At 45.3% G+C, this 14,543-nt stretch carries 12 protein-coding genes; 10 read left to right on the top strand and 2 right to left on the bottom strand.

Translation table 11 applies throughout. The features are described 5' to 3' along the window. Window positions 1–155: 155 nt before the first annotated feature. The 5 genes from NSQ57_RS15485 (at window position 156) to NSQ57_RS15465 (ending at window position 5,143) form a co-directional block, all read left to right on the top strand. Window positions 156–2,141 carry a sensor domain-containing diguanylate cyclase gene (locus NSQ57_RS15485; RefSeq protein ID WP_029517646.1) on the top strand — a complete coding sequence of 662 codons (1,986 nt, stop codon included), beginning with the start codon at window positions 156–158 and terminating at the stop codon, window positions 2,139–2,141. Between the two features lie 194 nt (window positions 2,142–2,335). After that, the gene (locus NSQ57_RS15480) at window positions 2,336–3,187 is read left to right on the top strand and encodes a hypothetical protein (RefSeq protein ID WP_342425000.1); all 852 of its coding nucleotides are present in this window, start codon (window positions 2,336–2,338) and stop codon (window positions 3,185–3,187) included. A gap of 76 nt (window positions 3,188–3,263) precedes the next feature. Continuing rightward, a complete protein-coding gene (locus NSQ57_RS15475; RefSeq protein ID WP_340885832.1) occupies window positions 3,264–4,379 on the top strand; it encodes an aminopeptidase in 1,116 nt (371 codons plus the stop codon). A gap of 89 nt (window positions 4,380–4,468) precedes the next feature. Beyond that, complete coding sequence (locus tag NSQ57_RS15470) at window positions 4,469–4,711, top strand: HPr family phosphocarrier protein (protein ID WP_013310915.1); 243 nt, start codon at window positions 4,469–4,471, stop codon at window positions 4,709–4,711. Window positions 4,712–4,852: 141 nt separating this feature from the next. Beyond that, window positions 4,853–5,143 (top strand): YlaN family protein, encoded by a 291-nt coding sequence (locus tag NSQ57_RS15465; protein ID WP_007431028.1) that lies wholly within the window; start codon window positions 4,853–4,855, stop codon window positions 5,141–5,143. A 141-nt stretch (window positions 5,144–5,284) separates the two neighbouring features. On the opposite strand, the gene cax is transcribed toward NSQ57_RS15465, so the two are convergent. After that, the gene (gene cax / locus NSQ57_RS15460; protein WP_029517643.1) at window positions 5,285–6,355 is read right to left on the bottom strand and encodes a calcium/proton exchanger; all 1,071 of its coding nucleotides are present in this window, start codon (window positions 6,353–6,355) and stop codon (window positions 5,285–5,287) included. Window positions 6,356–6,547: 192 nt separating this feature from the next. Here cax and NSQ57_RS15455 point away from each other — a divergent pair, with 192 nt between their 5' ends. Beyond that, window positions 6,548–6,913, top strand: a complete 366-nt coding sequence (locus tag NSQ57_RS15455) for an Asp23/Gls24 family envelope stress response protein (protein WP_013310912.1) — start codon at window positions 6,548–6,550, stop codon at window positions 6,911–6,913. A 226-nt stretch (window positions 6,914–7,139) separates the two neighbouring features. Here the strand turns inward: NSQ57_RS15455 and ftsW are convergent, their stop codons facing one another. After that, window positions 7,140–8,399 carry a putative lipid II flippase FtsW gene (gene ftsW / locus NSQ57_RS15450; RefSeq protein WP_340955867.1) on the bottom strand — a complete coding sequence of 420 codons (1,260 nt, stop codon included), beginning with the start codon at window positions 8,397–8,399 and terminating at the stop codon, window positions 7,140–7,142. A 249-nt stretch (window positions 8,400–8,648) separates the two neighbouring features. Between ftsW and NSQ57_RS15445 the strand changes: the two genes are divergently transcribed. The 4 genes from NSQ57_RS15445 (at window position 8,649) to NSQ57_RS15430 (ending at window position 14,462) form a co-directional block, all read left to right on the top strand. Further along, window positions 8,649–9,854 (top strand): M20 family metallopeptidase, encoded by a 1,206-nt coding sequence (locus tag NSQ57_RS15445; RefSeq protein ID WP_340955866.1) that lies wholly within the window; start codon window positions 8,649–8,651, stop codon window positions 9,852–9,854. Window positions 9,855–9,938: 84 nt separating this feature from the next. Beyond that, the gene (locus tag NSQ57_RS15440; protein ID WP_029517640.1) at window positions 9,939–10,367 is read left to right on the top strand and encodes a CBS domain-containing protein; all 429 of its coding nucleotides are present in this window, start codon (window positions 9,939–9,941) and stop codon (window positions 10,365–10,367) included. A gap of 297 nt (window positions 10,368–10,664) precedes the next feature. Further along, window positions 10,665–12,431 (top strand): DNA repair helicase XPB, encoded by a 1,767-nt coding sequence (locus NSQ57_RS15435; RefSeq protein WP_340955864.1) that lies wholly within the window; start codon window positions 10,665–10,667, stop codon window positions 12,429–12,431. Between the two features lie 6 nt (window positions 12,432–12,437). Beyond that, window positions 12,438–14,462, top strand: coding sequence for a helicase-associated domain-containing protein (locus tag NSQ57_RS15430; protein WP_342424999.1), 2,025 nt, complete (start codon window positions 12,438–12,440; stop codon window positions 14,460–14,462). The last annotated feature ends 81 nt before the right edge of the window (window positions 14,463–14,543 follow it).

Raw genomic sequence — 14,543 nt, 5'->3', positions numbered from 1 at the left:
TCGATAGGGCTTTAGAACTAAAAAAGTGGGACGAATTTCTGGAAAATGGATGCAAATTTCTAGAGTTGGGAGTAAAATAGATCATATTATGAGCTATAGTGGTGTATAGCCGCTGTCTTGGTACAGCTAATTTTGCTGTGAAGGAGCGCCTTAATATGTCGGAATTTTCAACAACGGATCAGCAAATGCTTGACAGTAAAACGGTCCAGGCTAGCGGTGCTCCGCTGTTTGATGATAAAGGATATACTTCTTTTGCCTGGCTCCAGAACATGGATATGACACCCTATGATTTCCCCTATATTAACCAGCTGCTTGTTCAAGGATATCGGAGTTGGTTACAACAGGGCAATGGTATATCCTGGATTAACGAAGAATATACTGCTGTTTTTAATTTTATAGGTGTTCGTGTTGCTGGTAAAAAAGAAGATGATGACGAGGATTTGGATTTGGTCGAACGTTGTTGCATATCTAGAGAGATGGAAGTGAGCCAGCGCAAACTTCGTGATGGAAGCCTTTCGTTTGTGTATATGGTTCCCATACTATGCCGTAATTACAAGAGCGAGCCCTTTGCCGCTCTTCGTTTTACACGGCCTGCTCAACATTCTGTCCCAAATCTGGACACATTGTTATCAGCTGCTTTACATTTTAAATCCTGCTTTTACACGAAGTTTGAGTACATATTTATGGAAGATGTCCTTGGGATGCGGAATCGAAGCGATCGTGAAGGTAGACGCCGTTCTATTTTATTTCAGATTGTAAAACGGATGCATGACAAAATTGACGTAGAAGGCGTGCTGGATGAGGTATTCGGGAGCATCGCCTATTTGTTTCCCCATGTAGATATCACCTTGTATATGAGTCAGGATCGACATAGTCGCAATCCGCAGGTCAAACCTTTACTGCTGCATGAACGGGACGAAGATGTATGCGTCCGTGCATTTATGAAAGGGCAAATGGCTGTGAATGAGCCTGTCGGTACACAAGATGAAATAACTGAAATCGGCATCCCATTACGTGGTAAGCAGGGCGTATACGGTGTTTTCCATATGATTCTTCCATCGGGCGCGGATAGTATGAAAAAAGTGGATGTAGAGCTGATTGCCATGATGGCGGATACGGCTGGCACCGCATTTGAAAATGCAAAGCTGCTTGAGCAATCGAATGTACTTATCCATGAATTGCGTCTCATTAATGAACTGGTTCAGCGCTTGAATCAGAGCCTGAAGTTAAATGAAATATTTGAATTTGCCGTGCAGGAGTTATTAAAAATGTTCATGGCGGACTTTTGTTGTATTGTACAGCTTGACCAGGATGGAAACTGTTTTAAGGTCATGTCGAGTAATGTGGAAAGCTTAAGACTGGAAAGTTACCCTCTTGAAGATGGATTTGCTGGACTAATACGCTTAACAGGGGAACCAGTGATTGTGTCGGACTATAGAAAGGATGGGAAGATATCCTCTCATTTTATGGATGCGACGCACTCCCAGTCTTTGATGGCTGTACCTATGAAGACCAGCGGTACTCCTAAAGGGGTTATACTATTGTCCAGCAAGCTTCCGCACTTTTTCTCTTACGATAATTACAAAATGTTGCAAATGCTAGCCCCTCATATCGGGTTGGCGGTAACCAATGCTATGCTGCACGCTGAGGTGCGGCGGTTGGCTAATATGGATATGTTAACAGGTCTGTATGTACGTCATTATGTGGACCAAATCATTCAGCAACATCAGGAAAAGGATTTCTGTGGATCTCTTATTTTGGTAGATATTGATCAATTCAAACAGGTGAATGATACGCATGGGCATCAGACGGGTGACGAAATTTTGAAAAGCGTCAGCAATATCGTTCGTTCGGCGACTCGCGATGAGGATGTATGTGCGAGATGGGGCGGCGAGGAGCTTGCCATTTATTTACCGCAGCTGGGGGTACAGCAAGCGCTCGGATATGCAGAAAAAATACGTTACCGCGTACAGCATGAAACTGAGCCTCAGGTGACTGTTTCTTGCGGGATTGCTGAATGGAACTGGCTGGACGAGCAGATCAGTATTGAATCTTTATTTTATAGGGCTGATATGGCCTTGTACGAAGCAAAAAATGAAGGACGCAATCGAATAGTTGTTGATCATGTAGCCAATGTGTAGAGAATATTCCTAGGGAATGTTCTCTTTTTGTCTTGTATAACCCATTGCGGACAGGTAATCCTAAACGTAGCTATATCGTGTGTATGATTGAACTATAGGGATAACACGATGAAGTGAACCAGGTAGCATAACTGGCTTGAAGCAGGATTATTGCTCATGAGTACAGTTATGTTCAGGATAGGACGGATGATGGGATGCATTGGAAAAAGCAATGGATGATGCAGGTTTGTGGTGTGTTGCTTGTAATAGGTGTGTTAAGTGGTTGTGCACTGGATCGACAATATACGCCTGAGCAGATTTTTAAGAGAGCAGTTGCAGGAATGGCTGGCAAAGAGATGGTAACGTTTACTGGACGGACTGCAATTAGAGCAGACAGTGGTCTGCCAACGAATAAGCAGTTTGAATATCGCGGTAGGCTAAGAAATCACGATGAATTGACCATGCACTGGGGTTCTGCAGAGGCTTTCCGTAAGCAAGGTGGCTACACAGCTCTGAAACAAGGTAAGTCCGAGCATGATGTTACACAGGAACGTTTTATTCGTCAGAGTGGGAAATGGGTTTCGCTGACATCCGGTTATCCTCCTGTGGTTGGAAATGGTATGTTAAATCGCTTCAATCCGATTCAGGAGCTTGAGGAATTAAATACACTGAATAAGAGCATTCGTATGGAAACGGGAGCTGCCCGGGGAACTTGGGTGTTGAGGATTGAACCGGAATCTGCTTCGGCAAAGCGCTGGTTGAAAGATCGTTTAATAAAAGAAATGAATACGTTAAACCCTCAAATCGTGATATTAAAAACGCAGCAGACAGGAACGAATCGAGAGCTGCGAAAGAAGCTGAGCCAAATATGGGCGCAAAGTTGTGAGGATATGAACAACCAGCTGGAGCAATCAATTGTGCATACGGTGTATCATTTGACCATAGATCGCCAAACAGGTTTACCCTTAAAGCTTTCATCCGAATGCCAGATTACCCGACAGGGAGCGAATGAAGATCTGCATCAAGAGGCTTTGATAACCAGAGTTACTTTTGAGGACTACAAGTAACGTGGCGGGCGTGATACAATGGACTTTGAATTAACCATTGTTCAAAAAGAATGAAATAGAGAAGGAGAGACACTACATGAAAGATCCTAGAATACTTAAGCTGGCGGAAAATTTAGTAGGTTACTCTGTTGAAGTGCAGCCTGGAGAAAATGTATTAATCGAAATGATTGGTACAGAGCGCGACTTACTTAACGCCATCATTCATGAAGTTGGTAAAAAAGGTGGAAATGTTTTTGTACAACTTACAGACCGTAAGGTACAGAGCGCCATGCTTCGTCACGCGACAAAGGAGATGCTGGAGACCTGGGCTGAGATTGACCTTAACCGGATGAAGCAAATGCACTGCTATATCGGAATTCGTGCAGGTGAAAATGTAAATGATTTGTCAGATGTGCCGGAAGATAAAATGAAATTGTATAATTCCATTTATCAGCATGCGGTACATAGCGAACAACGGGTGAAACACACCAAATGGGTAGTGCTGCGTTATCCGAATGACAGCATGGCTCAATTGGCGAATATCAGCACAGAAGCGTTCGAAGATTTTTATTTCGATGTGTGTAATCTGGATTATGCAAAAATGGACAAAGCTCAAGATGCATTGGCAGACCTGATGAATCGGACGGACAAGGTACGGATTAGTGGACCGGGTACGGATTTGAATTTCTCTATTAAGCAAATTGGAGCTATCAAGTGTTCAGGTCAATGTAATATCCCGGATGGCGAAGTATACAGCGCGCCTGTACGTGATTCCGTTAACGGAACGATCAGCTACAATGCACAAACCCTGTATAATGGCATTACTTTTGAAAATGTTAAATTCCGTTTTGAAAATGGTAAGATCGTGGAAGCGACGAGTAACGATACGAAGCGGCTGAATGATATTCTCGATTCTGACGAGGGAGCACGTTATATTGGCGAGTTTGCCATCGGGTTTAATCCGCACATCTTACATCCAATGAAGGATATTTTGTTTGACGAGAAAATCGCCGGCAGCTTACATTTTACACCGGGTCAAGCTTATGAAACAGCGGATAACGGTAATCGTTCATCGATCCACTGGGATTTGGTGTTGATTCAGCGTCCAGAATATGGCGGTGGTGAAATTTATTTTGACGATGTTTTGATTCGTAAAGATGGCATCTTTGTACTGCCTGAGCTGGAGCCATTAAACCCTGAAAATTTAAAATAACGATATCCGTTCTTGCTGAGAAAGCGATTTCAATGTATCATTATGGATGAGTAACGATACATGACAATTCAGTAAAGCGAGGGATTTCTATGTCCAATAATAACGCGGCGGTTGTTGAAATTGCACAGACGGCGAGCAAGTTCACCTCTTCCATCGTCCTTCATTCCGAAAATAAGTATATTGATGTGAAAAGTATACTGGGCTTGTTTACGACCCTAGTCAGCAGCCATAGCTATGAACTACACGTTCATGGACCAGATGCGGAGGAAGCCAAGAAAGCGATCATCGAGGTGTTCGAGAAGCACGGACTTCATATTTCAGTAGCCAGCTAACTTTATTCTTGAAGCAAAAGCATCCCTACCTGTAACTGTAGGGATGCTTTTTTTGTCAGGTTCTTGTATTAGCCTGCAATTTGGTCTAATATTAAGGATAGGACGTCTTGTGCGACATTGAGACATAGGGGGGAAGAATCCATGACTTCATCTGATTTGCAGGAACAATTGAATATCAAGGCTATTAATCTGCTTCAGGAAGATGCAGATAAAATAAAGAAGCTTATTGAAGTACAGATGGAGAATCTGGCAACCCGTTATTGCCCTCTCTATGAGGAAGTGCTGGATACTCAGATGTACGGATTTTCCAAGGAAGTGGATTTTGCGGTTCGCGCTGGACTTCTTCCGGAAATGGTAGGTAAACAGCTGGTCAGTGAGCTGGAACGCAATCTGGCTATTCTATATGAGGCCATGAATAATAAGGCCAATTAGGAAGACGGTTGAATTGATGAGAGCATGCGGAGCTTGAGAGCATGCTTTTTTTGATGCCTTTTTTTAAAAAAATGTTCTTTTAGGATGGTAAAAGCGCATCCCCTTCCACCATCCTAATGAACATTTTAAAACCTTAAAAAGCTACACAAGAAAGAAGGATACACCTAACAATACATACACTACCAATAGCATGAGCCCCTCATACCAGTTGGTTGAGCCGTCTTGGGTGATGGATTTGGCGATAAATACAGCGACAGCAATGGCGACCAGCTCAATAGTAGTGAAAACAATATTCATCGTGTTTCCCATAAAGTAACTGACAAATATCAGCACAGGGGCAACAAATAGCGCAATTTGCAAACTGCTGCCGACAGCTATTTCAACCGATGCACCGATTTTATTCTTCATCGCCAGTAAAATAGCAGCGCTGTGTTCGGCTGCATTACCAATAATAGCGACGAGGAAGGCACCTACGAACAATTCGCTGAGCCCAAATTGGGTCGTAAACACCTCCAGCGTACCTACCAGCCATTCGCTGACAAAAGCGACCATGACGGTAGCAAGTATCAAATAGGCAATGGATTTGTTTCTGGACCATACAGGGGCATGCTCATGTGGTAATTCTTCATCTTTTTGTTCGGTCACATCAGATAAATAGTCCTTATGCGTAATCATAGAAAAAATAAGCCACGCAATATACGCGACAATGAGCGTGCCTGCGACAATGAGGCTGAGCGTATCTGATTCGCTATCCGTGATAACGTGTGTGTTCAAAAAGACAGCTGGAACGAACAAGGCAATAACAGCCACAATCATCAGAGAACCACTTAATCCAGCCAGCGATATATTGAAATTTTGTACTTTGTACTTTAAACCGCCAGCGAACAGACTTGCTCCTAGCACCAACAGCAGATTGCCGATGATAGAACCAGTAAGACTAGCCTTTACCATATCGTAAAGACCTTCTTTAACAAGAAAGATGGCGATGATCAGTTCGGCTGCGTTACCAAAGGTGGCATTTAAGAATCCACCTAAACGTTGGCCAGCATAATGCGCGACGCTTTCGGTCGCCCTGCCGAGGAAACCGGCTACGAATACAACAGAAATTGCACAAATGACAAATTGGGCTATAGCGTTCCAATGCGTGTAATGGGCGACTGCGCTAAGAGCAAATGTCGCTATAAGCAAAGCGGGAGATAACCATTTTTTCAATGAAGAGCACCTCGATATCAATAAATGTGTACAAGTTTGGTGAAAGCTGTCACTTGTATGGATTTTCTAAATTAATATACCCAAAATGATATAGGTTGTAAACGAAAGTTGTTTTTCATACGTAGGGTTTGCATTTGGAGTGGCTGAGGCTTTACAATACAAATAAAGGATGGATGAAGGGGGACATAGGTCATGGCAGAGCAAATTCAACAACTGGAAGCAGGAAACATCAAGATTTCCAACGATGTCGTAGGTAAAATTGCCGGGATGGCCGCATTAGAGACACCGGGCATTGCTGCAATGTCAGGTGGTTTATCGGAAGGCTGGGCCAAAAGGCTGAGCGGTAAAAATGTGCAAAAAGGCGTATCAGTGGAGGTTGGACAGCTGGAAGCTGCCATTGATCTACGTATTATCGTACTCTACGAAACACCTATTCATGAGGTGTCCCGAATTCTTCAGCAAAATGTACGAGAAGCCGTCGAAAGTATGACAGGTTTGCGGGTCGTGGAAGTGAACGTAAAAGTGGAAGGTGTCGCGTTCAAGGACGACGCAGTGTAATAGAATCAAGGACCGATAATGCTACATTTTTAACCAATTGTATACATGCCGGGAATTCCGTAGGATAACCCGAATAAAAACACGAAAACTGGTGGTTATAGAATCGCCAGTTTTCGTTTTATGAATCAACAGCATAGCCATTTTTGCAGAGGGTTTCCGTATTTTTATACATAACCAAAAGAACTTCCAAAGCCACCGTTGTAAGTGGTCCTTGGAAGTTCTTTTTTTAGCGAAAACGGTTGGTTCTACGAGTTTGAAAGCGATTGGGTACTTCATTACGGACAGCCACCCCTGTGGTGCGTTCCTGCACCGCTTGTTTGGTGTTCTCACGAGAAATACTGAGCATAATGCCCATCGAAAACATCATGACAAGCAAGGAGGAGCCACCAAAGCTGATAAATGGAAGCGTTACGCCAGTGATAGGAATCGTTTGGGTTACACCGCCGATGTTAATGAAGGCCTGAATGGCGATCAAACCCATGATACCGGTGCCTACCAACGTTCCGAACGGATCATGGCAACGCAGAGCAATGATCATGCCTCGCCAAATGAAATACAAATATAGCATCAGGAATATGGCTGTTCCGATAAATCCGAATTCTTCACCAATTACAGAAAAGATAAAATCATTAAATGAATTAGGAAGATAGTGAAGCTTGATAATACCTTTACCAAAGCCTGAGCCGTTTAAGCCGCCTTCACCTATAGCTTGCAAGGACTGTACCAGATTGTATCCCGTTCCTTGTCTATATTTCTCGGGATTAAGAAAGGCTTGAAAGCGTCCGATTTTATAATCTTGCTTGGCAGCAACTTGTCCATCTGTGGTTCCAGAATCTCCTCCAAACAACGACCCAATACCAAATACGATGGAAGCGCCTAGCACGAGCAGAACAATGGATGCTGTAATATGCTTGACACTGGCTCCCCCGGCATAAATAATCAGACCACTCGTAGCAACCAAAATGAAGCAGGAGCCTAAATCAGGTTGAAGCATGATGAGTCCTGCAACACAGCCTACAATGACTGTTACAGGTATGTAGCCAGTCCGCAGATCTCTAAAGCGATCTCCTTTTTTGACAATCAGTGCAGATAAGTAAAGAATGATGGAAATTTTCGCAAGCTCCGTTGGCTGGAAACCAACACTACCAAACCTGAGCCAGCTTTTTGCGCCGTTAAGTGAGCCTGTAAAAAGAACGATGATTAGCAGTAATATAGTTATGAAAAATAAAGGTACAAAAAGCTTTTTATATTTTTCCATCTTAATATTCATAGCTACCAACATAATAAAAAGTCCAAGTACAGCAAATGCAGATTGGCGCTTCACAAAATATAAAGAGTCAAAATTATATTCTTTATTCAGCAAAGCTACGCTGGAGCTGGAGCTAAATACCATAATTACACCGAATCCAACCAGTAACAAAGTGAGGATCAGCAATTGGAAATCCGGTGTGCCTCTTCTTCGAGTCTCCGGCTTCGTATTTCTCATATCAGCTTCCCCCGGTATTCGCCACAAGGTATATTCCTCGCAGACGGTTATCATTTTATCGTTTACCCATTTTATCATATTATGTTTGATGGGCTTCTGCAACCTCCCTGAAGCAACAGATATCACAACAATTCCATATCTGCTACAATAGGATAAAAATGAAGACTTGAGAGCAGCGGTGCATACGTGGTGACGCTGCAAGATGAATCGGGAACTTGCCCGGTGCTTTAAAAGGAGAGGTGGAGCAATATGACACAACATGCGCTAGACAAGACCTGGTTTGACCAGTTGCAAGAAAATATGGTGGAGTGGCGTAGACATTTACATAAGAATCCCGAAATTTCCTTTCAGGAAAGCAAAACTGCAGCTTTTGTAGCGGATAAGTTGGAGAGTTGGGGAATCGAGATTCGCCGTCAGGTAGGGGGACACGGTGTTGTAGGCACCATTCGTGGTGCTAAACCCGGGCCTGTCGTCCTGCTGCGTGCCGATATGGATGCTCTTCCTATTCAGGATGAAAAGGAATGTGAATATCGCTCCAACGTAGACGGAGCCATGCATGCTTGCGGCCATGATGGACATACATCCGCGCTACTTGGAACGGCTTACTATTTCAGTCTGAATCGGGACGAGCTGCAAGGAGAAATTCGGTTGTTGTTCCAACCTGCGGAGGAATTGCTGCCTGGCGGAGCGGTCAGTGTAATAAAGGATGGTATATTGGAAGGTGTGGACGTCATTTATGGTATCCATTTATGGACACCTTTTCCTGTCGGAACGGCTGCGAGTTGTGCAGGGCCGCTGATGGCGGCGGCAGATGATTTTTATATTGAAATCACAGGTAAGGGTGGGCATGGTGGGATGCCTCAGTCCACTAATGATAGTGTCGTGGCGGGCTCAGCTCTTGTCATGCAATTGCAAAGTGTCGTAAGTCGTTCAGTCGACCCATTACGACCTGCCGTGCTGACGGTGGGAACCATCCAAGGGGGCTCTGCGCAAAATGTGATCGCAGAAACGTGTCGCTTGAGTGGAACGATTCGTACGTTTGATGAGGAGACACGAACGGTGATGAAGGAGCGACTGCATGAGGTAACAGAGCTCACAGCCGCAACATACGGTACAACAGCACAGGTTCGCTATATTATGGGATACCCACCAGTTGTCAATGACGCACATGAAGCATCTCGTTTCTTTAATGAAGCAAAATCTGTTTTCGGCAAGGAGAATGTACAGGAAGCGTCGAAGCTGATGCCTGCTGAAGATTTTGCGTATTATTTGGAACGTGTGCCAGGTTGCTTCATGTTCGTAGGAGCGGGTAACCCAGCTAAAGGAGCGGTTTATCCACACCATCATCCTAAATTTGACTTTGATGAGGATGCTATGATTAACGCGGTTCGGTTGTTTATTGCGATGTCTACGGGATACGCTGCGGAACGAAAAGCAGGGGCAATTAAGGGCTAAAATGAGTTGAATTGGGAACGGTTCAATCTGGAGTATGAGCTGAATGAAATGGGGTACCCTACTCTTGAAAAGGAGGGAGTACCCATGAAAAAGGTTCAGGAAGTTATGACTAAAGAATGCGTAACGGTTACCCCGCAGGACAATATTTATGAAATTGCGGTCAAAATGAAGGACAATGATACTGGTTTTATTCCGGTTGTGGAAAGCGAAGGCAGTGATAAGTTGATCGGCGTAGTAACGGACCGTGATCTTGTCGTTCGCGGTTATGCGGCTAAAAATTCGGGTTCGGGTTCAGTCGATACGGTTATGACGACAGGTATTCGTACAGCCAGTGCGGACATGTCGGTGGACCAAGCAGCTGAACTGATGGCGGAGCAGCAAATCCGTCGGTTGCCTGTGACGGAAGGAGACCGTCTGATCGGGATTGTCTCAATCGGGGATTTGGCTGTTCGTAATATTTTTGCAGACAACGCTGGAGAGGCGCTTAGTCATATTTCCGAGCAGGTCCACTAGAAGAATAATTAAGGTAGGCATTTGTTGGGGGGTCTTAACCCCGGGCGTTAAATCAGGAGTTCAACCCGAATATGGGTTGGACTCCTTGCTATTCTGGTTGATATTCGAATAAACGGATAAGCTATTTATTATATAACTAAATCAATTTCATAATACCTTTAGCTGCTTCAATCAAAACTAGTTATAGATCAAAATGATTCGATTTGTCTGTATCTAGTTACAACCACCAAACTTTAATGAGTTATGAAATTGATTCAACTTTAAAATGATGTATTGTTAGATTATCAGGAGGTAGTCATGAATCCAGATCATCCTTGTATTGTACAACGTGATTTTACCGTTCTGCTGGAAATGGGCTTGCCCGGTTCGGAATGGGCTCGTTCACAGTTGCAGATTTATGCGGAGCTGGTTAAAAGTCCGTCCGCTTTTCATACATACCACATCACTCCACTGTCTTTGTGGAATGCAGTTGCCCTCGGATGGAGTGCTGAGGACATTCAAAATAGTTTGTATTCCATTTCCCGTTGGGATATTCCACGTGATTTGTTGAATGATATTGAACAGCTCGTTTCTCGCTATGGGACGTTGACGCTTTCACGAGGTACGAAAGAAAACGGAGGTATAAAGACAGGGAAAGCCAACAGCTATGCAATAGGTGATCGCTTGATCTTGGCAGCAGAGACCCCCGCTTTACTGGATGAGCTACTGACCAAGCAAGAGCTAATACAGCTTGGTTTACTTCGCGTTGATGAGGAAAGCGCATCGGTCCCGCCCGAAAGTCGGGGCTTGCTCAAGCAGGAATTAACTCGCTTGGGATATCCCGTTGTGGATACGGCAGGCTATCTTGAAGGGAATCAGCTTAGTTTTACCTTGGGAAAGGGACAAACGAAGTTGCGGCTTCGTGATTATCAAGTAAAGGCCGCTGATGCGTTTGAAGGAGCCGACGGCTTAGGGGGTAGTGGTGTACTGGTGCTTCCATGCGGAGCTGGAAAAACAGTGATAGGCATGGCGGTGATGAATCGGCTTCAGTGTGAAGTGCTTATTCTAACATCTAATACTACTTCTGTACGGCAATGGGTAGAAGAATTAAAGCAAAAGACGGATATTTCTGCCGATTCCATCGGGGAATATAGTGGTCAGAAAAAAGAAGTGCGCCCGATTACGGTGGCAACATACCAAATTTTGACACACCGTCGCACCAAGGATGGGGATTTTGAGCATATGAAACTGCTGAGTGAGCGGAAGTGGGGACTCATTATATATGATGAGGTTCATTTGCTGCCCGCGCCAGTATTCCGGGCGACGGCTGACATTCAGGCTACCCGTCGTTTGGGGTTAACGGCCACGCTGGTTCGAGAGGATGGTTGTGAACGGGATGTGTTCTCTTTAATTGGGCCCAAACGGTATGATATGCCATGGAAGGAGCTGGAGCGACAGGGCTGGATCGCTCAGGTCGATTGTGTGGAGTTGCGGCTTCCAATGACAGCTGAACTTTTGGAGCGAAGTATGCGTGCTGAGGGCAGACAGCAGTACCGAATTGCAGCCGAAAATCCGATCAAACTGGAGGCGGTGCGTAGCCTGATGCAGCAGCACAGTGGTTTGCCCACGCTCATTATTGGTCAATATTTGGACCAGTTGCGTACATTGGCTCAGGAGCTCGGTGTCCCACTGATTACGGGTTCAATGAGCCAGACGGAGCGGGTGCGTTGGTTTGATGCATTCCGCAAGGGTGCAATTCGGACCCTATTGGTGTCCAAGGTTGCAAACTTTGCGGTGGATCTGCCGGATGCAGCAGTAGCCATAGAGGTATCGGGCAGCTTTGGCTCTCGCCAGGAAGAAGCGCAGCGACTGGGACGCATTTTGCGACCAAAGTCAGGCGAGAATAAAGCTTATTTTTATGCTCTAGTGACGGAGAATAGCAAGGAGATGGATTTTGCAGCTCGTCGTCAGCTGTTCCTGATTGAGCAAGGCTATGAATATGCGGTTCGCAGATTTAGTGTGACAGAGGCTATTGGAAGCAGGGATGCTAAGTCTGGAGATCGTGGAAAGAAAAAGGAGGCCTAATCAAGAATGGGCGTAACGAACACGCAAGACAGCTGGAATGAGCTTTCATCGGATGAGCTGCTGGTACTTAGACGATGCTTTATTCGGCACGCGGGACAGCCCATGAAGGAAGAAGAACCTATACAGCTTACCCGGGGATCGTTAAGCGGAGTCGAAACGAAACTGGCACTGCGTGGATTACGTGCCCGGGGCTGGCTGGAGGCTGTTACCAAATCGTGGGGCGAACGAATTTTATATATCCCGGTTTATCGACTACCGGATCTGTACGATATGTTGTTAGAGGAAAATCCAATGAACATGATGCATTCGGATCATCCGATAACGGTACATGAATCAATGACAGGCCTGAAGTCGGAATTGCTGCATGCGTTGTCACGTATTGCAGTACAGGGCGTCCCTTTGACGGCCAAAGGAACCATACATAAGCGATCATTGCAAAAATTGAATGAACTGACCCCCTTTCGCCCGGAGGACCTGATGGGTCTTGGGTTGCATTATGCGCATGCAGAGCTGTATCCTGTGCAAACGGTGGTCATGATGGATTTGCTACTCAGTTTGGGGCTGTTAGTGAAAGAAACGGTGTCTTTTCGCATTCAGGAAACGGAACTGGCGACTTGGATTCGTTTGTCTGCTTGGCAAATGCGCAAGCATATTTTTGCTACACTCATGGAAAGATACGGCAAGGCCGAAGCATCCATGCAGCATTTTCGCTATATGCTGTGTGCCGTCTCCCAGTATATGGGAATAGAAGGGTGGATATCTATCAAGTGTCTGCTGCAATGGATGCTTCAAGTAGGCCTAATCCAGCAGGAGAGTACGAGCGGAGCTGATTCCAAGAACGGCGCCCTTTTAGACCTTATTCCTACAACCTCAAATCCGGAAGGGTTTGCGGGAGAAACGGGTTCTGATTTTAATTTTAATGGATCTTTCATGGAGGGATTGGAGGGTTGGCTGAAGGCCCTGACTGCGTTTGGAATGGGTGATTGGGGCCAGACTGCATCGGGTAAACTGTGTTTTCGCTGGAATGTATCTGTGTTAGACATGCTTCGTCCCAATAATTACGAGGATACAAATCAAGAACAAGGTACTTTTTATGTACAACCTGATTTTGAAATATTGGTTCCGCCAGATGTGGCATATGATGTGCGCTGGCGACTGGAATGCTGCTGTGAACGTGTGACAGGAGATCGGATGGCAATATACCGGATCACCAGAGAAAGTGTTACAGAGGCAATCGAGTTAGGGATGGAAGCTAAAGCAATTCCTGCTCTACTGGACAAGTTCAGCCGGACAGGCGTGCCTGATCATGTACGTATGGCGGTAGAACAGTGGGCAGGCGATGTCGGACGGACGGCATTTGCAACGGTAACACTTTTGCGATGTAGCACACAGGAGGATGCAGACATGGTTGCACGCCATCCCGCGCTGGAAGGATTGCTGGAACGGCTTGGCGACAAGGACTTTATTATTCCGGCGAGCTCTGTTGTCAAAATACGAAAAACGCTTGCTGCAATAGGATTAGGTCCACGTCGTGAACCCGAAGGTGTGGACGAGCCAGCTCATCATTATCCACTGATTTCGGAAACAGAGAACATAAATTCAGGCAGCCTCAACAGTGAAATGGAGTCCGAACCTATTCAAGCCCGTTCTATATTTTCCCAAGAGGGGAGAGCAGGTTTGGTTTATACAGGGCGAACGCTGCACTTTTACGAACAAGAGCATACACTGCCTGATCCGTCTGACTATTTTCCAGAAAGATCTACAGTCCCCTCCTCATGGACAAAAGAATGGAGAAGTTACCATACTTCCACTGCCCGGCAGTTGATCGAGCAAGCGATTCGTTGGCAGGCTGCTGTGGGGCTGCGAATCGGTGGGAAAGAGGTTAAATGGATACCGGAGGCGGTGGTTTCCGGTGCACCATGGAGTGTCACAGGCTGGTATGCCTCAGGAAGGGATGACGAAACACTTTCTCCTGCGACCTTACAGCCAAGTGAATGGTCAGACATGCGCTTGCTGGTTCCTTTTACATAGTAGGGCCAGGAAGTGCATGAAACTCCTTCTTCTCAAAAGAAGGATGTGGTATGATAAATGAGTCTACTTTTACAGGGTAGA

The organism is Paenibacillus sp. FSL L8-0502 (assembly GCF_038593055.1).
Classification (GTDB): domain Bacteria; phylum Bacillota; class Bacilli; order Paenibacillales; family Paenibacillaceae; genus Paenibacillus; species Paenibacillus polymyxa_D.
This window is presented reverse-complemented; position numbering and strand designations above follow the sequence as displayed.